Annotated in this window: 25 protein-coding genes and 1 pseudogene; 17 read left to right on the top strand and 9 right to left on the bottom strand. The window is 70.7% G+C overall.

What is annotated here, in order from left to right; translation table 11 throughout:
* The first annotated feature begins 29 nt into the window (after window positions 1-29).
* Genes ABZZ74_RS01250 through ABZZ74_RS01210 form a run of 9 tightly spaced genes read left to right on the top strand, consistent with a single transcriptional unit; the run spans window position 30 to window position 4,904 of the window.
* The gene (locus ABZZ74_RS01250) at window positions 30-467 is read left to right on the top strand and encodes a gas vesicle structural protein GvpA (RefSeq protein ID WP_356760849.1); all 438 of its coding nucleotides are present in this window, start codon (window positions 30-32) and stop codon (window positions 465-467) included.
* Complete coding sequence (locus tag ABZZ74_RS01245; protein ID WP_356760847.1) at window positions 464-1,234, top strand: GvpL/GvpF family gas vesicle protein; 771 nt, start codon at window positions 464-466, stop codon at window positions 1,232-1,234. The genes ABZZ74_RS01250 and ABZZ74_RS01245 overlap by 4 nt, the downstream gene beginning before the upstream one ends.
* 4 nt (window positions 1,235-1,238) lie before the next feature.
* Entirely contained in the window at window positions 1,239-1,502 is a 264-nt protein-coding gene (locus ABZZ74_RS01240) for a gas vesicle protein GvpG (protein ID WP_356760845.1), read from the top strand.
* The gene (locus tag ABZZ74_RS01235; RefSeq protein WP_356760844.1) at window positions 1,499-2,215 is read left to right on the top strand and encodes a DNA primase; all 717 of its coding nucleotides are present in this window, start codon (window positions 1,499-1,501) and stop codon (window positions 2,213-2,215) included. Before ABZZ74_RS01240 ends, ABZZ74_RS01235 begins: the two co-directional genes overlap by 4 nt.
* A complete protein-coding gene (locus ABZZ74_RS01230; RefSeq protein ID WP_356760842.1) occupies window positions 2,212-3,327 on the top strand; it encodes an SRPBCC family protein in 1,116 nt (371 codons plus the stop codon). Before ABZZ74_RS01235 ends, ABZZ74_RS01230 begins: the two co-directional genes overlap by 4 nt.
* Entirely contained in the window at window positions 3,324-3,674 is a 351-nt protein-coding gene (locus ABZZ74_RS01225) for a gas vesicle protein (RefSeq protein WP_356760840.1), read from the top strand. Before ABZZ74_RS01230 ends, ABZZ74_RS01225 begins: the two co-directional genes overlap by 4 nt.
* Window positions 3,671-4,438, top strand: a complete 768-nt coding sequence (locus tag ABZZ74_RS01220; protein ID WP_356760839.1) for a GvpL/GvpF family gas vesicle protein — start codon at window positions 3,671-3,673, stop codon at window positions 4,436-4,438. Before ABZZ74_RS01225 ends, ABZZ74_RS01220 begins: the two co-directional genes overlap by 4 nt.
* Window positions 4,435-4,623 carry a gas vesicle protein gene (locus tag ABZZ74_RS01215; RefSeq protein WP_133041853.1) on the top strand — a complete coding sequence of 63 codons (189 nt, stop codon included), beginning with the start codon at window positions 4,435-4,437 and terminating at the stop codon, window positions 4,621-4,623. The genes ABZZ74_RS01220 and ABZZ74_RS01215 overlap by 4 nt, the downstream gene beginning before the upstream one ends.
* Window positions 4,620-4,904 (top strand): gas vesicle protein K, encoded by a 285-nt coding sequence (locus ABZZ74_RS01210; RefSeq protein WP_165954739.1) that lies wholly within the window; start codon window positions 4,620-4,622, stop codon window positions 4,902-4,904. Before ABZZ74_RS01215 ends, ABZZ74_RS01210 begins: the two co-directional genes overlap by 4 nt.
* Window positions 4,905-4,923: 19 nt before the next feature.
* On the opposite strand, the gene ABZZ74_RS01205 is transcribed toward ABZZ74_RS01210, so the two are convergent.
* Window positions 4,924-5,766 carry a methyltransferase domain-containing protein gene (locus tag ABZZ74_RS01205; protein WP_356760837.1) on the bottom strand — a complete coding sequence of 281 codons (843 nt, stop codon included), beginning with the start codon at window positions 5,764-5,766 and terminating at the stop codon, window positions 4,924-4,926.
* A 189-nt stretch (window positions 5,767-5,955) separates the two neighbouring features.
* Here ABZZ74_RS01205 and ABZZ74_RS01200 point away from each other — a divergent pair, with 189 nt between their 5' ends.
* Window positions 5,956-6,612 (top strand): histidine phosphatase family protein, encoded by a 657-nt coding sequence (locus ABZZ74_RS01200; protein WP_356760835.1) that lies wholly within the window; start codon window positions 5,956-5,958, stop codon window positions 6,610-6,612.
* Between the two features lie 42 nt (window positions 6,613-6,654).
* The gene (locus ABZZ74_RS01195; protein ID WP_356760834.1) at window positions 6,655-8,274 is read left to right on the top strand and encodes an ATP-binding cassette domain-containing protein; all 1,620 of its coding nucleotides are present in this window, start codon (window positions 6,655-6,657) and stop codon (window positions 8,272-8,274) included.
* A 36-nt stretch (window positions 8,275-8,310) separates the two neighbouring features.
* Here ABZZ74_RS01195 and ABZZ74_RS01190 read toward each other — a convergent pair whose 3' ends face one another.
* A complete protein-coding gene (locus tag ABZZ74_RS01190) occupies window positions 8,311-9,417 on the bottom strand; it encodes a Vms1/Ankzf1 family peptidyl-tRNA hydrolase (RefSeq protein ID WP_356760833.1) in 1,107 nt (368 codons plus the stop codon).
* A gap of 56 nt (window positions 9,418-9,473) precedes the next feature.
* On the opposite strand from ABZZ74_RS01190, the gene ABZZ74_RS01185 reads away from it, so the two are divergent.
* A complete protein-coding gene (locus ABZZ74_RS01185) occupies window positions 9,474-9,752 on the top strand; it encodes a DUF6158 family protein (RefSeq protein WP_133041858.1) in 279 nt (92 codons plus the stop codon).
* Between the two features lie 16 nt (window positions 9,753-9,768).
* On the opposite strand, the gene ABZZ74_RS01180 is transcribed toward ABZZ74_RS01185, so the two are convergent.
* From ABZZ74_RS01180 to ABZZ74_RS01160, 5 genes are all read right to left on the bottom strand, one after another.
* Window positions 9,769-11,874, bottom strand: a complete 2,106-nt coding sequence (locus ABZZ74_RS01180; RefSeq protein WP_356760830.1) for a catalase — start codon at window positions 11,872-11,874, stop codon at window positions 9,769-9,771.
* On the bottom strand, window positions 11,874-12,416 hold the full coding sequence (locus ABZZ74_RS01175; RefSeq protein WP_356760828.1) for a type 1 glutamine amidotransferase domain-containing protein: 543 nt from the start codon (window positions 12,414-12,416) through the stop codon (window positions 11,874-11,876). The genes ABZZ74_RS01180 and ABZZ74_RS01175 overlap by 1 nt, the downstream gene beginning before the upstream one ends.
* A gap of 5 nt (window positions 12,417-12,421) precedes the next feature.
* On the bottom strand, window positions 12,422-13,075 hold the full coding sequence (locus ABZZ74_RS01170) for a diguanylate cyclase (RefSeq protein WP_356760827.1): 654 nt from the start codon (window positions 13,073-13,075) through the stop codon (window positions 12,422-12,424).
* Window positions 13,072-13,503 (bottom strand): CBS domain-containing protein, encoded by a 432-nt coding sequence (locus ABZZ74_RS01165; protein ID WP_356760825.1) that lies wholly within the window; start codon window positions 13,501-13,503, stop codon window positions 13,072-13,074. Before ABZZ74_RS01165 ends, ABZZ74_RS01170 begins: the two co-directional genes overlap by 4 nt.
* Window positions 13,504-13,571: 68 nt before the next feature.
* Complete coding sequence (locus ABZZ74_RS01160; protein ID WP_356760824.1) at window positions 13,572-13,940, bottom strand: DUF2795 domain-containing protein; 369 nt, start codon at window positions 13,938-13,940, stop codon at window positions 13,572-13,574.
* Between the two features lie 130 nt (window positions 13,941-14,070).
* Between ABZZ74_RS01160 and ABZZ74_RS01155 the strand changes: the two genes are divergently transcribed.
* The 5 genes and pseudogenes from ABZZ74_RS01155 to ABZZ74_RS01135 all read left to right on the top strand — a co-directional run bounded on the left by ABZZ74_RS01155 (window position 14,071) and on the right by ABZZ74_RS01135 (window position 16,884).
* Window positions 14,071-14,358, top strand: coding sequence for a hypothetical protein (locus ABZZ74_RS01155; RefSeq protein ID WP_356760822.1), 288 nt, complete (start codon window positions 14,071-14,073; stop codon window positions 14,356-14,358).
* Window positions 14,359-14,421: 63 nt separating this feature from the next.
* Window positions 14,422-14,718: pseudogene (locus ABZZ74_RS01150) on the top strand (3'-5' exonuclease); the annotation flags it as partial.
* A 732-nt stretch (window positions 14,719-15,450) separates the two neighbouring features.
* Window positions 15,451-16,032 carry a hypothetical protein gene (locus ABZZ74_RS01145; RefSeq protein ID WP_356760821.1) on the top strand — a complete coding sequence of 194 codons (582 nt, stop codon included), beginning with the start codon at window positions 15,451-15,453 and terminating at the stop codon, window positions 16,030-16,032.
* A gap of 244 nt (window positions 16,033-16,276) precedes the next feature.
* On the top strand, window positions 16,277-16,642 hold the full coding sequence (locus ABZZ74_RS01140) for a hypothetical protein (protein ID WP_356760820.1): 366 nt from the start codon (window positions 16,277-16,279) through the stop codon (window positions 16,640-16,642).
* A complete protein-coding gene (locus tag ABZZ74_RS01135) occupies window positions 16,639-16,884 on the top strand; it encodes a hypothetical protein (protein ID WP_356760818.1) in 246 nt (81 codons plus the stop codon). Before ABZZ74_RS01140 ends, ABZZ74_RS01135 begins: the two co-directional genes overlap by 4 nt.
* 284 nt (window positions 16,885-17,168) lie before the next feature.
* Here ABZZ74_RS01135 and ABZZ74_RS01130 read toward each other — a convergent pair whose 3' ends face one another.
* Window positions 17,169-17,357 (bottom strand): hypothetical protein, encoded by a 189-nt coding sequence (locus ABZZ74_RS01130; RefSeq protein WP_356760817.1) that lies wholly within the window; start codon window positions 17,355-17,357, stop codon window positions 17,169-17,171.
* 40 nt (window positions 17,358-17,397) lie between these two features.
* Window positions 17,398-17,991: a TetR/AcrR family transcriptional regulator gene (locus ABZZ74_RS01125; RefSeq protein WP_123969394.1), complete on the bottom strand. Its 594-nt coding sequence runs from the start codon at window positions 17,989-17,991 to the stop codon at window positions 17,398-17,400.
* Window positions 17,992-18,009 lie beyond the last annotated feature (18 nt).

The raw sequence follows: 18,009 nt of genomic DNA, 5'->3' as shown, positions 1-18,009 counted from the left end.
GAAACCACAGACAAGGAGGCGCGGTCGGCATGACCGTTGTCCCGGCACAGCAGACCGGCGGTGGGGGCGGTTCCAGTGGCCTCTACGACGTTCTGGAACTCGTCCTCGACAGGGGTCTGGTCATTGACGCGTTCGTACGAGTCTCTCTGGTCGGCATCGAGATCCTGAAGATCGACGTACGTGTCGTCGTGGCCAGCGTCGACACCTATCTGCGCTTCGCCGAGGCGTGCAACCGGCTCGACCTGGAGTCCGGTCCGCACAAGGACCCCGGCCTGCCCGACCTGGTCGGCGAGATGACCGAGTCCGGCGCGCAGGGCAAGTCCAAGGGCGCCCTCTCGGGGGCCGCCGAGACCATTTCCGGCGCCTTCAAGCAGGCACGCGACGAAGGGGGCCGCGAGCGGGAGACCGAGTCCCGGCCGCGCGCCCGCAAGAGCACCTCCTCGCGCAGGAAGGAGGACGACGAGTGAGCACGTACGTCTACGGCATCACCGCGAGCTCGCACCCCGCGCTGCCGAAGGATCTCGCCGGTGTGGGCGACCCGCCGCGCCCGGTGCGGATCCTCGAGGCGGGTGAGCTGACGGCTGTGGTCAGCGACGCGCCCGAGGGGCTGCGGCCCAAGCGCAAGGACCTGCTCGCCCACCAGACCGTGCTCGCCGAGGCGGGCGCGGCCGGGGTGGTGCTGCCCATGCGCTTCGGCAGCGTCGCCCCCGACGACGACACCGTCACCGGTGTCCTGACCGAGCGCGTCGACCACTACAAGGAGCGGCTGCGAGCGCTGGAGGGCAAGGTCGAGTACAACGTCAAGGCCACCCACCAGGAAGAGGCCGTGCTGCACCTGGTGATGTCCGCCAACCCGGACATCCGTGCCATGACCGAGGCCAACCGCAAGTCGGGCGGCGGCAGTTACGACGACCGGCTGCGCCTCGGCGAGATGGTGGTCGCCGCCGTCAAGGCCCGGGAGGGCGAGGACGCGGCCGCGGTGCGCAGCGCCCTGGAACCCCTCGCCTCGGACGTCAGCGTGGGCCCCGAGTCCACCGGCTGGCTGGTCAACGTCTCCTTCCTGGTGGACCGCGACTCCGCCGACCGGTTCCTGACCGAGGTGGAGAACGTCCGCGGCAGCCATCCGCACATCGAGCTGCGCGTCAACGGCCCTCTGCCGCCGTACAGCTTCGTCGAACCGGACGCCGCCGAGCACGCGGGCACGGCGGTCGGTCCGGGAGTCGCCCAGGAGTGAGGTCGTGGGACTCATCAAGGAGCTGGTTCTGCTGCCCTTCGCCCCGGTGCGCGGCAGCGGCTGGGCGATCGGGCAGGTCCTGCAGGAGGCGGAGCGCATCTACTACGACCCCGCCGCGATCAGGGCCGAACTCGCGCGGCTGGAGGAGCGGTTGGAGGCCGGCGAGATCGACGAGGAGGAGTTCGACCGACAGGAGGACGACCTTCTGGACCGGCTGGAGATAGGCCTGCGCGGTGGCGCGGGCACTGGCGACGGGACGGCACGATGAACCGAGCGGGAATGGGCCTCGCCGTAGGGGCCGGATATCTTCTGGGACGTACCAAGAAGATGAAACTGGCGGTCGCAGTCGGCACCATGGTGGCCGGCAAGCGGATGCATCTGAGCCCGAAGGCGCTCGCGGACCTGGTGTCCCAGCAACTGCAGAACAACCCGCAGTTCAAGGAGATCGGGGACCAGCTGCGCGGGGACCTGCGCGGGGTCGGCAAGGCGGCCTCCGGCGCGATGGTGGAGCGGCAGATCAACTCACTCGCCGACCGTCTGCACAGCCGCACGGAGCAGGTCCACGACCAGCTCAGCGGCGTGGCCGACAAGGCCGGCGGCCGTGACTCCGGCGAGGAGGACGACGGCGCCGAGCGGGAGGACACTGAGGAAGAGGAGCCGCGCGAGGAGTACGACGAGGACGAACCGGAGGCCGAGGAGGAGTCCCCCGACGCGGAGGCCGAGGACGAGTCCCCGGACGAGGAGGAGGACGAGGCGGAGCCCGCGAAGCGGACCGCCAAGAAGGCCGCGAAGAAGACCGCGGCCCCGAAGTCCGCCGCCAAGAAGGCCCCGGCCAAGAAGACGGCGGCCAAGAAGACCGCGAGCAAGAAGGCCCCGGCGAAGAAGACCGCCAAGAAGACCGCCGGCCGTGGCGGCTCGGCGGCCAGGGGCGCGGCCCGCGGAGCCAGGACCCGCCTGCCGAAGGGAGACGGTGAGCGATGACCGAGACCCTCGGATCGGCGAGCTCCGCCGCGCGCGGGGCCACCGACAAGGCCGGCCCCCTGACCGACCTCGCCCACAGCGAGGCCGCCGACCGACTCAAGGCCGAACTGCAGGACTACCTGGCCGCGCAGGCCACGCGACTGCTGACCGGCGTCGGCCGCAAGCTCGGCGAGACGACCGTCAAGCTGAACGACATAGCCGAGGGCAACAGCCCCGGCTTCGCCAAGCTCGCTCTCGACGGTGGACGCAAGCTCGCCGAGGGCAAGGGGCCGCTGCGCTCCGCACTGGAGCTCGGCGCCTCCCGCGCCAAGGAGAACGTCGTGGGTGCCGTCAAGAACCTCGGTGGGGGCAAGGGCAAGGGTAAACGCGGGGCGGGCAAGAAGCCGACGGTGATCATCGAGTCCGTCGACGTGGGCGTGGACCGGCGCACGGCCTACGACCAGTGGACGCAGTACCAGGACTTCAGCACCTTCGCCAAGGGCGTCAAGAACGCCAGCCGCTCCGACGACACCCAGTCGGACTGGCAGCTGAAGGTCTTCTGGTCCAACCGCAGCTGGAAGGCGAAGACCACCGAGCAGATACCGGACGACCGGATCGCCTGGTCCTCGGAGGGCGCCAAGGGCACCACCAAGGGCGTCGTCTCCTTCCACCGCCTCGACGACAACCTGACCCGGGTGCTGCTGGTCATCGAGTACTACCCCTCGGGGCTGTTCGAGAAGACCGGCAACATCTGGCGCGCCCAGGGCCGCCGGGCCCGGCTCGACCTCAAGAACTACGTCCGCTTCATCACCCTCAAGGGCGAGGCCGAGGACAGCTGGCGCGGCGAGATCCGCGACGGCGAGGTGGTCCGCAGCCACGAGGACGCGGTCGCCGAGGAGGAGCAGGAGGGCGAGGAGTCGTACGAGGGCGACGAGGAGGAGCCCAGGGACGACGAGGCGCGCGACGAGGACGAGGAAGAGCCCGAGGAGGACGAGGAGCCCCGGGACGAGGAGGAAGAGGAGCCCGAGGAGCTCGAGGAGGCCGAGGGCGAGTACGAGGAGGACGAAGAGCCGGAGTACGAGGACGAGGAAGAGCCCGAGTACGAGTACGCCGACGGCGGGAGCCGTCGATGAGCATGGCCCGTCGGATGCCCGAACCCTATGGACAGGGTTCGGGCGCCAACCTTGCCGACATCCTCGAGCGGGTGCTCGACAAGGGCATCGTGATCGCCGGTGACATCCGGATCAACCTCCTCGACATCGAACTCCTCACCATCAAGCTGCGGTTGATCATCGCCTCGGTGGACAAGGCGAAGGAGATGGGCATCGACTGGTGGGAGGACGATCCCGCGCTGTCCTCCCGTGCCCGGCGCAGCGAACTCGCCCGAGAGAACGCCGAGTTGCGCGAGCGGCTGGAGCGGATGGAGCTCGACGGCTGGCAGCGCACGGACGAACGTGCGGAAGAGGAGGAGGCCCCATGACCGGACTGCGGTACGTCTACGCCGTCTGCCGCCCCTTCGGTGCGCCGCTGCAGGCCCAGTTGAAGGGTGTGGCGGGCGATCCGCCCAGACTGCTGTCCCACCACGGCCTGATCGCCGTGGTGAGTCACGTACCGGAGCGGGACTTCGCCGAGGAGCCGCTCCGCAGGCGTCTGGAGGACCTGGACTGGCTGACCGAGACGGCGAGGGCCCACCAGAGCGTGATCGACGCCCTCACCGTGGTCACCACCCCGCTGCCCCTGCGGCTCGCCACCGTCTTCCGGGACGACAGCGGGGTCCGCGTCATGCTGGAGGAGCGCGAGGAGGACTTCCGGCGCACCCTGGACCGGCTGCAGGGCCGCGTCGAGTGGGGCGTCAAGGTGTACGTCGAGAACGGTCCGGAGACCGGCGCGAAGCCCGCGCCGAAGCCGGCGTCGGGCCGGGACTATCTGCGGCAGCGGCGGACGCGGGCGCGGGCGCACGAGGATCTGTGGCAGCAGACGGAGGAGTTCGCGAACGGTCTGCACAGCACGCTGTCCCGGTATGCCGAGGACTCCCGGCTGCACGCCCCGCAGAATCCCGCACTGTCCGGGGTCTCCGGGCGCAATGTGCTCAATGCCGCCTATCTGGTGCCCCGTGACCATTCCGAGGAATTCGTGGAACTGGTGGACCGGACCAAGGACCAGACAAAGGTGGACAGCCCCGGAATCCGGGTGGAACTCACCGGGCCGTGGGCCGCCTATTCCTTCGCGGGAGAAGAAGCATGACCGTCATCGAACGCCGGGAGATCGCCCTCGTGGACCTGCTCGACCGGCTGCTCGCCGGCGGGGTCGTCATCACGGGGGACATCACGCTGCGCATCGCGGACGTCGATCTGGTGCGCATCGATCTCAACGCGCTGATCAGCTCGGTCAACGAGCAGGTGCCGTCGCCCTGGGGGGAGTTGCTGTGACCGCACGCCGAGGCCGGATGGACCTGGAGCCGGACACCGTCGAGCGCGACCTGGTCAAACTCGTCCTGACCGTCGTGGAGCTGCTGCGCCAGCTCATGGAGCGCCAGGCGCTGCGCCGCTTCGACGTGGGCGACCTCACCGAGGACCAGGAGGAGCGGATCGGGCTCACGCTGATGCTCCTCGACGACCGGATGACCGAACTGCGCGAGCGGTACGGACTGCGGCCCGAGGACCTCAATCTGGACCTCGGGCCGCTCGGACCGCTGCTGCCCCGGGAATGACTCCCGGCGAGCGGCGGTCCTACTGCGCGACCGGTACCGGCGAGACCTCTTTTCGGCACAGGATCTCCCCGTGGAGGACGGCGAACCAGCCGTCCTCGTGCTCGCCCCACTCCCGCCAGGCCTGCGACACCGCCCGCAGCTGCGCCGCGGTGGCGTGCCCGCCGCTGGTGGCCCGCTCCGCGTAGGCGGAGGCCATCGTCCGGTCTGCCCACAGACCGCTCCACCAGGACCGCTCCTCGGGGGTCGAGTAGGTCCAGGTGCTGGAGGTGGCGGTGATGTCGGTCAGACCCGCCCGCAGCGCCCAGGACCTCAGCCGGCGCCCGGCGTCCGGCTCCCCGCCGTTGGCCCGGGCCACCCGGCGGTACAGGTCCAGCCAGTCGTCCATGCCGGCCGACTCCGGATACCAGGTCATCGCCGCGTAGTCGCCGTCGCGTGCGGCGATGAACCCGCCCGGCCTGGTGACCCGCCGCATCTCGCGCAGGGCCTGTACCGGGTCGCCGACGTGCTGCAGCACCTGGTGGGCGTGGACGACGCAGAAGGTGTCGTCGGGGTAGTCCAGGGCGTGGACGTCGGCGACCGCGAAGTCGACGTTGGTCAGGCCGCGTTCGGCGGCCGTGGCCCGGGCCTGGTCCAGGATGCCGGGCGCGTGGTCGACGCCGGTGACATGGCCGTCGGGGACCAGGGCCGCCAGGTCGGCGGTGATGGTGCCGGGGCCGCAGCCGATGTCCAGGATCCGCATGTGCGGCTTGAGGGAGCCGAGCAGGTAGGCCGCGGAGTTGGCGGCGGTCCGCCAGGTGTGCGAGCGCAGCACCGACTCGTGGTGCCCGTGCGTGTAGACGGCTGTCTCCTGCGACTTCGACATGACGAACTCCCCTGTTCGACGGCTTGCCGGTTACGCATCACGGTACGCCCGCATGTCGGCATGTGAGACCTGCGTATTGGGATGTGGACTGACGCCGCGTCAGTCGAGAGAAGTGGTGAGGTGCGGCGGTTACCCTGAAGTGCCCGTTTCCCGTTCCGCGGGCGATCGCCGAGCCCGGAGGGTCCCTGAATGCGTCTGCTCCTCATACGTCACGGCCAGACCCCCAGCAATGTCGACAACCTGCTGGACACGGCCGTCCCGGGGCCGGGCCTGACCCCGCTGGGCGAGCGGCAGGCCGCGGCGCTGCCGGAGGCCCTGGCCGACGAGGACATCGAGGCCCTGTACGCCTCCACGCTGGTGCGTACGCAGCTCACCGCCGCGCCGCTGGCCGCCGCACGGGGCCTGGAGCTCCTGGTCCGGGACGGGATCCGGGAGCTGTCCGCCGGGGAGCTGGAGATGCTGCCCGGGGACACCGAGCAGGGTGAGCTGTACATGAAGACGGTCTTCGCCTGGGCCGACGGGGACACGGCTCTGCGGATGCCGGGCGGCGAGACGGGCGCGGAGGCGCTGGCGCGTTACGACGCGGTGGTCGCGGAGGCGGCCGGCAGTGGGGCCCGCACGGTCGCCATGGTCAGCCATGGCGCGGCGATCCGGATGTGGACGGCCGTCCGCGCGGACAACGTCGACGTGCCGTTCGCCGCAGCCCACCCACTGAGCAACACCGGTGTGGTGATCCTGGAGGGCTCGCCCTCGGACGGGTGGAAGGCGTTGTCGTGGGCGGGGGCCGTCGTCGCTCCCAGCGGCGACAGCGGTCCCGCCGGACGGTCCGTGGACGAGGTGCGATAAGGGTTTGCCCCGCCCCGCCCGTCGCCCGCAGAATGCCTCCTCATGGGACATCTGGAAGCCGCGCATCTCGAGTACTACCTCCCCGACGGGAGGGCGCTGCTCGGCGATGTGTCCTTCCGGGTGGGGGAAGGGGCCGTCGTGGCCCTGGTGGGCCCCAACGGCGCGGGCAAGACCACCCTGCTGCGGCTGATCTCCGGCGAGCTGAAGCCGCACGGCGGCACCGTCACCGTCAGCGGCGGGCTCGGCGTGATGCGGCAGTTCGTCGGGTCCGTGCGGGACGAGACGACCGTGCGGGACCTGCTGGTGTCGGTGGCGCCGCCCCGGATCCGCGAGGCCGCGCAGGCCGTCGACCGGGCCGAGCACGCCATCATGACCGTCGACGACGAGGCCGCCCAGCTGACCTACGCGCAGGCGCTCGCCGACTGGGCCGAGGCGCGCGGGTACGAGGCCGAGACGCTGTGGGACATGTGCACCACGGCCGCGCTCGGGGTGCCGTACGAGCAGGCGCAGTGGCGGCAGGTGCGCACGCTGTCCGGCGGTGAGCAGAAGCGGCTGGTGCTGGAGGCGCTGCTGCGCGGCACGGACGAGGTGCTGCTGCTCGACGAGCCCGACAACTACCTGGACGTGCCCGGCAAGCGCTGGCTGGAGGAGCGGCTGAAGGAGACCCGCAAGACGGTGCTCTTCGTCTCCCACGACCGTGAACTCCTCTCCCGGGCCGCCGAGAAGATCGTCTCGGTGGAGCCGGGCCCCGCCGGTGCCGACGCCTGGGTGCACGGCGGCGGCTTCGCCACCTACCACGACGCCCGGCGTGAGCGCTTCGCGCGGTTCGAGGAGTTGCGCCGCCGCTGGGACGAGAAGCACGCCCAGCTGAAGAAGCTGGTGCTGAACCTCCGTCAGGCGGCCACCGTCAGCCATGAACTGGCCTCCCGCTACCAGGCCGCGCAGACCCGGCTCAGGAAGTTCGAGGAGGCGGGACCGCCGCCCGAGCCGCCGCGCGAGCAGGACATCACCATGCGGCTCAAGGGCGGTCGTACCGGCGTAAGGGCCGTGACCTGCAAGCAACTTGAGCTGACCGGGCTGATGAAGCCCTTCGACCTGGAGGTCTTCTACGGCGAACGGGTCGCCGTCCTCGGCTCCAACGGCTCCGGCAAGTCGCACTTCCTGCGGCTGCTGGCCGGGGAGGACGTGGCGCACTCGGGGGAGTGGAAGCTCGGGGCGCGCGTGGTGCCCGGGCACTTCGCCCAGACCCACGCCCATCCCGAGCTCCAGGGCCGCACCCTGCTGGACATCCTGTGGCAGGAGCACTCCCAGGACCGCGGCGCGGCGATGTCCCGGCTGCGCCGCTACGAGCTGACCGGCCAGGCCGAACAGGCCTTCGACCGGCTCTCCGGCGGCCAGCAGGCCCGCTTCCAGATCCTGCTCCTCGAGCTGCAGGGCGTGACGGCCCTGCTGCTCGACGAGCCGACCGACAACCTCGACCTGGAGTCCGCCGAGGCGCTCCAGGAAGGCCTGGAGGCCTTCGACGGCACGGTGCTCGCGGTCACCCACGACCGCTGGTTCGCGCGCTCGTTCGACCGCTATCTGGTCTTCGGCAGCGACGGACGCGTCCGGGAGACACCGGAAGCGGTGTGGGACGAGCGGAGGGTGGAGCGGGCGCGGTAGACCGCCGGAGGGTGGAGCGGGCGCGGTGGGCCGCGCTCACGTCCACCTGAGCAGCGCCCCCAGTCCGCCCACCGGGGCCTCCCGCCCCTGCGCCGGGGTCACCGACAGTGCCGGGGCCCCGGTGGCCACCGCCGAGCGGATCAACGCGTCGTCCGCGCGGGCCGGCCACGAGTGCTGTTCGCCCAGGATCTTGAGGTCCGTGCGACGGACGGCGAGCTGGTCCGGGTCCTCCCCGATCCACACCTCGCGGTGCGCGTCGGGGCCGTCCGGGCGGATCAGCAGCTCGTCGATGCGGTGCTCGCGGGCGGCCTCCACCAGCGCGGGCACGCCCTCCGCGGCCGCCGTGCGGCCCTCGCCGTCCGGTTCGCGGGCCGCCAGGAACCGTTCCAGCTCTCGCTCGGCCCGCCGCCGTACGTGATCCGCGCGCGCCTGCTCGACCTCCTCGTCCAGCAGCCTGCTGCCGGTGCCGTGCGACGCTTCGACGGCCAGGTCCTTCAGATGCGCCGGCAGCCGCTCGTGCACCGACCGCCGTTCCCGGTCGTCACCCACGAGAATCAGCAGGTCGGCCCGGGTCTCCTCCTGGCAGGCGGCGACCGCCTCGGCGATCTCGGCCGCGTTGTGCTCCCAGGTGTTCTCCACCTTCAGCTGGAAGTGCCGCTCCGACCAGTCCACCGTGCTCGTACGGTGCACCGGCCACTGCCGGCCGGTGACCGAGCCCGCGTCCTCGCTCCCGAGCGAGCTGCGCAGCTCCAGGTCGGCGCCCTTGCGGTCGATGTACGCCACCACGCACACCGGGTCCTCGCCGGCCAGCTCCAGCAGGGGAGCGGCGTGCGGCAGGGGTGCCCATACGGCGCTGTCCCGCTGCGGGGGACGGGCCAGCGGAGGATCGAGGACCACTTCGCCGGCCCGGGCGAACACGGCGCGGCCGTTCGGTTCGGAGGAGTGCCGCAGCTCTTCCAGCGCCTCGCGCACCGCCCGGCAGGTGGCCTCGTCGGCGCCCTGCCGATCCAGGTCCCGGGCCAGTGCCACGGCCGTCAGATGGCGCTCGTGGGGCGTGGCCTCCGTGTGCCGGGACGTGTCCACGTACACGGAGGCCCAAGGGCCCGGATGTTCGTAGAGTGGATGCAGAAAGGCGAGATCCATGGCTCCCTCCCGGATGCCGCTTGGGGTTGTTGCTGCCGGGCGGGTACCCGGACCGCATGGACGAACACGACGAGCGGATCACCACCATGACCGGAGTCGACGCCAGCAGGCTGGACGACCAGCAGCTCATGAAGGAGCTGGAGACGATCCACCGCACGCGCCACGACACGCTGCTGTACGGCTCGAGCGACGCGCTCCGGGCCCACAACGACCGCATGGCCGAGCTGGAGGGCGAGTATCTGCGCCGCAACCCCCAGCGCATGGTGGCCGCCGGCCGCACCCGCGAAGGCGCCCGGGAACGCCAGAGCGGGGAGTCGGTGACTCCCCGCTCCTGAGGCCGGACCGCACCGGTCAGTGGCGCACCGGCGGCCGGTCCCGGTGCCGGTGCGCCGCGATCGCGTCGACGAACGCCCGTGCGAACTCCGCGTCGGCGGGGCCCGGTGACGCGTCCGTCACCACACCCCGGTCGGCGATCACGCCCCGCGAGCCGGTGGACAGCTCGACGCCCTGGGGCTGGAGGACGGACAGCACCTCCACGCCCGAGCCGAGCGCGCCCACCGGCTTGCCGTGCAGATAGGCGCTCCGCACGAAGCGCAGCGCGTCCGGGTCCTCGGCCAACGGCGGCGTCCCGTCCGGACCGCCGGGCACCAGCACGGCGTCGTACAGCACCGAGGCGACCGTCGGCAGCGCCCGGTCCACCGCGTACGTCTCCCCGTCGGCGCCCTCGACGGTGCCGTCGGCCGGAGCGAGCGCCTCGACGATCGCGCCCTCGGCGGCCAGCGTCTCCCGCACGGAGGCCACCTGCGCGGCGTCGACGCCGTCGGTGACCAGGACCGCGATCTGCCGGGTGCGGATCGAGCCGTCGCCGCGCAGTGCCTGAAGGCTCAGCGCCGGGGACTCCTGCTTGTACGGCGTCTCCTGCCCGGCCGGTTCCGGCACACCGATGCCGCGGGCCACGGCAGCCGCCAACTCCCCGTCCACCTTGGCGAGTTGCTCGACCGTACGGGCGCGTACCGTCATCGCCCCGACCTTGCCGAGCTCGAACCGGTAGGCGTCGACGATGTGCTGCTTCTCCCAGTCGGTCATGCTGTGGAAGAACAGCGCGGCCTGGCTGTAGTGGTCCTTGAAACTCTCGCTCCGCTTGCGGATCTTGGCGCCGTCGACCCGCTCGGCGTAGTGCGTGTACGCGTGCCCGTCGACTCCCGCGTGCGCGGGGCAGCCGCCGCCGAGCGAGTTCGGGAAGTAGTTCGTGCCCCGATGGATGGCGCTCTGGTGGTAGCCGTCGCGCTGGTTGGTGCGCACCGGTGCCACGGGCCGGTTGACCGGGATCTGCGTGAAGTTCGGGCCGCCCAGCCGGATCAACTGCGTGTCCAGGTAGGAGAAGTTGCGGGCCTGCAGCAGCGGGTCGTTGGTGAAGTCGATGCCGGGGACGACATTGCCGGTGTGGAAGGCGACCTGCTCGGTCTCGGCGAAGAAGTTCTCCGGGTTGCGGTCGAGCACCATCCGGCCGATGGGCCGGACCGGCACCTGCTCCTCCGGGATGAGCTTCGTGGCGTCGAGCAGGTCGAAGTCGAAGGCGAACTCGTCCTCCTCCGGGACCAGTTGGACGCCCAGCTCCCACTCCGGGTACTCGCCGGCCTCGATCGCGTTCCACAGGTCGCGCCGGTTGAAGTCCGGGTCACGGCCCTGGCACTCCTGCGCCTCGTCCCACACCAGCGAGTGCACGCCCAGCTTCGGCTTCCAGTGGAACTTCACGAACGTGCCGCGGCCCTCCGCGTTCACGAACCGGAAGGTGTGCACGCCGAAGCCCTGCATCATGCGGTAGCTGCGCGGGATCGCCCGGTCCGACATCAGCCACATGATCGCGTGCAGGGTCTCCGGCTGCAGCGACACGAAGTCCCACAGGGTGTCGTGCGCGGAGGCGCCGGTCGGGATGTCGTTGTGCGGCTCGGGCTTCACCGCGTGCACGAAGTCCGGGAACTTGATGCCGTCCTGGATGAAGAAGACGGGGAAGTTGTTCCCGACGAGGTCGTAATTGCCCTCCGACGTGTAGAACTTGGTCGCGAAGCCACGCACGTCCCGCACGGTGTCCGCCGAGCCCTTCGGCCCCTGCACGGTGGAGAACCTGACGAAGACCGGCGTCCGCACCGACGGGTCCTGCAGAAAGGCGGCACGGGTGAACTCCGCGCAGGACTCGTACGGTTCGAAGTAGCCGTACGCGCCCGCTCCCCGGGCGTGCACCACCCGCTCCGGGATCCGCTCGTGGTCGAAATGGGTGAGCTTCTCCCGGAAGTGGAAGTCCTCCATCAGGGTCGGCCCGCGGTCCCCCGCGGTCAGGGAGTCGTCGGTGTGGTCGACCGCCACGCCCTGGTCGGTAGTGAGCGGCCCGGCGGCCGGGTCGTCCGCGTGGAAGGCCTCGCGCTGGTGCTGCTTGCGGTCCTCGCCCGGTGCCCCCATCAGCCGGCCCCCTCGGCGAAGACGTGCAGGAAGGCCTCGCAGAACGCCTTGAGATCGTCCGGCTTGCGGCTGGTGATCAGCGTGTTGCCGCCGTTTTCGTCGATCTTCACCTGCTCGTCCACCCAGGTGCCGCCCGCGTTGCGGATGTCGGTCTGCAGGCTCGGCCACGAGGTGAGCGTGCGGCCGCGCACGACGTCCGCCTCGACCAGAGTCCACGGGGCGTGGCAGATGGCCGCGACCGGGCGGCCCTGCTCGAAGAAGTCCCGCACGAACGACACGGCCTTGTCGTCCATGCGCAGGAAGTCGGGGTTGGCCACGCCGCCGGGCAGCACCAGCGCGCCGAACGAGCCGGCCGAGGCCTCGCCGACGACCTCGTCCACGGGGAACGTGTCCGCCTTGTCGAGGTGGTTGAAGGCCTGGATCTCGCCGGACTGCGTCGACACCAGCACGGGCTCGTGTCCGGCGTCCTTGGCCGCCTGCCACGGATCGGTCAGCTCGATCTGCTCGACCCCCTCGGGGGCGGTCAGGAATGCGATACGCATGATGGTCAACGTCCTTTCCTCGTGCGCCACGTCGCTCGGTCCGAGGCGCGTTTGCGGTTACGGCGGCCCGTGCGCACGCAGCGCAGGAGTTCCTCGCCGTACGGCAGCACCACACAGGTGCCGATGGCCACGGCGATACCGGCGAGGTAGCCGCGGGACAGGGGCCGGCGACGGGGCACCAGCCTCCAGGCGTCGGGGTCGCCGCCGCCCCCGCGCAGCAGGGACGTCACCTGGTCGGCGTGCAGGCACATCAGGGCGGCCAGCGCGCCGAAGGGCAACGACTCCAGGAAACTGTGGATGTGCTGCTCGACCGGCTTGACCTCGCGGTCGCTGCCGACAGCCGTCCGCACGTCCCACAGCGCGGTCGCCTCGTGCACCGCGGCGCCGCCCAACTGCACCGACAGGAGCAGCGGGTTGACCTCGTAGCGCAGGGTGAGCGCGATGGGGACGCCGATCTCGGCCATCATCAGCGAATGGATCAGCGATTCCTTGGTGCCCGACGTGTCCTCGATGCGGGTGCGGCGATGCATCACCCAGTCGGCGAGACCGGGTGCGAACCAGCCGGGCAGCAGTCCGTAGAGGAGATACCGGGTGGTGACGTCGGCGACGTCGACCGTGCGGGGGCCGGCGGCGATGTCCGCGGTCCGGCCGCGGGTCATACGGTGCCCCCGTCGTCGGGTTCGGCCCGGCTTATCTCGGCCAGCGCCGAGTCCGGGTCCTCAGCCTCGGCCAGGTCGCCGAGGGTGACCACACCGACCGGCAGGCCGTTCTCGACGACCGGCAGCCGGCGTACGGCGTGCGTGCGCATCAGCGCGACGGCCGCCTCCACCGGGTCGTCGGGAGCGACCATCACCGGATCCGGGGTGCACACGGACCCGGCGCTCACCGTCAGCGGGTCGACGCCCTCCGCGACCGCCCGCACCGTGATGTCACGGTCGGTGAGCACGCCGACGATCCGCTGACCGTCGGCGACGACCACGTCGCCGATGTCCTGCGCGCGCATCAGCTGCGCCGCCTCCACGAGTGACGCGTCCGGGCGGACGGCGACCACGCCCGGCGTCATGACCTCCCTGACGAAATCAGCCATCACAGTGGGCCTTCCTCCGCTTCCCGGCCGCCGGAACCCCGCGACCGCCATCGGTACGTCTATCGCTCTCACCCGGCCTCGACGACCGCCTCGGCCAGCTGCTGGACCGTCGTGTAGCGCGCCGACCGGGGCAGGTGGCCCACCCGCTCGGTCAGGGCGTCGGGCGCGTGCGCCTGGCGCAGGGCGGCGGTCAGTTCCCCGGGGCCCGCGGGGAACACGTGGCGGTTCAGATGGCGTGCCAGTTCGGTGCGGACCCTGGCCAGGGACGCGGTGTTCGCGACGGGGCCGCCCGCGACCTCCGGGTCGTCGTCGGCGGCGGGCTCGGGATCGTGCCATTCCTCCGTCCGCGTGGGACGCCCGGACCGGAGCAGCCCCTGGAGCTCGTGCTTCATCTCCTCGTCGCGGTGGACGCTCAGCCGGTCACTTCCTCGCTGCATGAGTGGTCCCTCCAGATCTTCGCGAGTGCGCACCGCGTACCCGAGGACCGGAGGCCGACACGGGGTTTGCGCGGCGAACCCCGGGAGACCCGGAGCTGACCCCCCACGCCCCCGGAGAGGGAGGACGGCCATGCCACTGCTCGCCGTGATCATCCCGCTCCTCATGCTCGGCGTGGTGCTGGCACTGGGCCGTTACGAGGAGCTTCTGCTGCCGACGAAGAAGACCGACCGGAGCGAGGACGCCCCGGCCGGCCCCCTGGGCGCGACGCTGCCGCTCAGGATGCTGCCGAGCCGGGGCCCGGCCCGGGCGGTCGCCGCGGAGAAGCACCCGCCCGCGCCCTCGGGCCCGGTGTCGGACGAAAGGAATGAGTTCAGTCCACGTGGCCCTGACCTGGGCACTGAACTCTTCTCTGCATGAAAGGAAGTAGCGAACCTCGCGCTGAACAGTTCAGTGCGCAGACCATGATCGCACCGGGTCGCCCACGGCACCATCATCGCCGCCGTTGATGCGCTGACCGACGAGGAAAAAGCCGAGGTCACGGTCTCCACCGCACACAAGGCAAAGGGGCGGGAGTGGCTTGGGGTCAGAATCGCCGACGACTTTCCACCGCCGCCGGACAGCGACGAGGCGGATGACAGTCGCCGTCCGATCCCGGAACCTGTGAGCGAAACGGACGCCCGACTCGCCTACGTCGCCGTCACTCGCGCCCGGCATCAGTTGGACCTTGGAGGGCTCGCATGGATCGAGGACCAAACAGCCCCTGTCCATGGCGCCTGAGAACCAACACGTGGCTGACCCGTAGTTCAGCTCCAGGACCGCCTGGTGTTGGCGTTGCCTTGAGTAAGTAGGAGTCCATCCGCGTACAGAACCCGGCGTATAGGCCCGACTCGTCTGCCGCTACCTGCGGCTTTGCCTCGTAAAGGACCTCTGACCTGCGTCGGAGGTCCTTTACGATTTTTCGGGGGCTTGCCGCGCTATGCGCCGGAAAGTCCTCGGAAGTCCCTCGGGCAGCGCTGAAAGTCCCTGCAAAGTCCCTGGAACAGAGGGGAGAGCGCGCTGTGCGACAGTGTCCTGGCGTCCATGTACACGCAGCCGCGCACCGACGACGTGGCGTTGCTGCCGGCCCGCACCAAGAGGCTCAGCGAGGATCAGGTGGCCGACTGGGCGGTGCCTCCTGATCCCGCAGCTGTGGCCACGATCCGCAGAGAGGTTGTGGACCGGCTGGCTGCGTGGCATCTGGAGGCCGCCGTCTTCGTTGCCAAACTCGTGGTCAGACCAATGCGATCTCTATGGCGCGGAGCCGATCCGGCTCCGGCTGATCAGGGAACGGAGTCTGATATGCGCTCTTCACGGTCGCCCAGCTCACTCGCCGCTGGGGCACCCGCTCCTCCATGACCGGCAGGACGAGCCGGGCGGAACAGCAGCTTGACGAACTGGTCCCATGACACGGTCGTCGAGGTGCGAAGTCGCCGAAGGCGCATCGCGGACCTGCCGGAATACCAAGACGGCTTGGCGTCAGAGCGTCGCCCCCAGTTCCGTGCCCTGGCGGATCGCCCGCTTGGCGTCGAGTTCCGCGGCGAGGCGCCCCTCGCCGACGGCCGGGCCGCGCTCGTGCACATGGTGAAGAGGTCGGCGACCCATGTGCTGGGCCTGGGCGTGGCGGGCGTCCGGGACGCCCTCGGGGCTCGCCTCGGACGTGAGCCGTACACCGTGAAGACCGTGGGCCGCCGCGGTGAGCAGGGCGCCGTGCTGGCCACTGCGGACGCCTACGAGGGAATGCTGCGCCTCCTTCCGGCCGAAGTGCCCTACGACAACGAGGTCAGCGCGCGCGTGATCCTGTCGCTGCCCTTCTTCCGCGCCGTCGCGGCCGCCCCCCGGCTCACCTGCCCCCTACTGGTCCAGGTGATGGACCACGACGACCTCACGCCGCCGGGCCCCGGTGCCGCTCTCGCGGCCGCGGCTCCGCACGGCGAGCTGCTCGCCTACCGCGGCGGCCATTGGGACCCCTACGTCGGAGAGGGCTTCGACCAGGTGGTTCCCGACCAGATCGCCTTCCTCAAGCGGACTCTCGGGGCTCCAGCCGCTCGGTGACGGTGCGGCGCACCCTCACCGGCGCGTCGGCGGGGGACCGCTCCCTCGCCGGCGCCGGTGTCGTACGCACTCGGTGCGATCTGCCTGATCAAGTCGCCCTCGCGTCAGCACCGCGCACTGTCGGGACTGCCGCAGCGGCTGGCCACACTGGCTGATCCGCGGCACCGGCGCGGGAAGCGTCACCCGTTCGTGAGCGTGCTGCTGATCGCGTGCTCGGCCGTACTGGTCGGGCCCCTCGTTCGCCGTGATCGGCCAGTGGGCCAAGAACGCTCCGCAGGAGGCTCTCGCCCGGCTCGGTGCCCGCACCACCAGCGTGTTCGCCGTCCGCGTTGCGCCGAGCCCGGCGACCGTCCGCCGGATCATCAGCACTACCCGTCCCGGCGGCCTGGCCGACCTGCTCGGCGCCGACCCGGCCGGGTCCGACACCCCGGCCGTGGACGGCAAGAGCACCCGCGGCTCGTGCAGCGGCGACAGCCCGGCCGCACATCTGCCGGCCGCTGTGACCTGTGCCATGACGGCCGTCACCCAGCTGCGAGTGCCGGACAAGATCAACGAAATCACCTGCTTCGCGGCCCCGTTAGAGCCCTACAACCTGACCGGCGTGAGGTGACCGCCGACGCCCTGCACACCCAGCGCGCACACGCCCACTTCCTCGTCGAGCAGAAGGACGCGCACTATGCCTTCCCCGTCAAGAAGAACCAGCCGATCCCTTATGCGCAGACGGCGAAGTTCTACGACCGGTCCCACGGCAACGGGCGGTTGGAGACCCGGACGGTACAGGTCCTGACGTCACCGCCCTCGGCATCGACTTCCCGCACGCCGCGCAGATCGTCCGCCACCGGACCTGCGTGAAGAGGGGCAGACGCACCCGCGAGACGGTCTACGTGCTGACCGACCTCACCAGCCACCAGGCATCCCCCGAGCGTCTCGCGAAGATCGTGCGCTCGCAGTGGACCATCGAGAACCGGCTCCACTTCGTTAGCCCTCCACCCAAACGCAGGCTGCCGACTCTCGCTCCTCCAGCATTCCCAGCACCGACGCCACCGCGCACCCCTCGACCATGCAGCGGACACAAGACGTCGCGATGCCTCCCTCAACCCAAGCGAAACCATGCCTGACCAGCAGGAATCAAGGGATCACGTTCGGTTGGGATACGGCTTCTGAGGATCGTGGGCGCGGTCGACGATCCAGACGCCTCGTCCCCGGTCGGCCAGGAAGGCCACGAGCGCGAGCAGGAGCGCGCCTCCTGTCACGGCTTGTGCGCCGACTGTCCCGAGGGGGCCGCCGGCGCACAGCACGGTCATGGTGACCGCCGCCCATTCCACGGGAGCGAGCCGTCAACGTAGTGGGGTCGAACCGGAATCGCTACGGCGCCCACGCCCGTAGTGCCGCATCCACCACCGCATCCACCGTGTCGTGACCGAGCCGGGCGCCCACAAGAAAACGCTGGTAGACGAGTGGGCCGACAGCCGTCATGGCGAACGTCTCGGCCGTGACGTCATCGCGCAGCCGCCCCCGGTTGACGGCCGCAGTGATGGCGGGCCGCAGGGCGTCCACGATCTGGGTCAGCAGTGTCTGTCGGAGGTGCTGCATCCCGTCGTCGTACTGTGCCCCGCCCAGTACGGCGGCGAGAACCGCCCCGGCCTGGGCGTCGTCGAGCCGCTCGCCGAGCTGGCGCAGGTAATGGACCAGCTCGGCGCGCGGCTCATCACCTGACGCCGCCCGCACGTCCTCGGGCGCCGGTGACAGGGGTGGCATACCAGCCTGCAGCGCCGCCAGACGGAGACCGAGCACGTCGGGCCAGTGGCGGTACACCGTGGCCCGGCCGACCCCGGCTCGGGTGGCAACCGCTTGGTGCGTGACGGCCTCCAGGCCGCCCTCGGTGAGCAGCGTGGTGGCCGCGGCCACCATGGCCTCGCGGCTGCGCACCTGGCGTGGATCGACTCGTTCCTCCTGCATGCGCCGCCCTTCGTGTGA

This window comes from Streptomyces sp. NPDC006476, from assembly GCF_040612015.1.
GTDB lineage: Bacteria > Actinomycetota > Actinomycetes > Streptomycetales > Streptomycetaceae > Streptomyces > Streptomyces griseorubiginosus_B.
The sequence above is the reverse complement of the archived record's forward strand: the minus strand, read 5'-3'. Positions and strand labels throughout refer to the sequence as shown.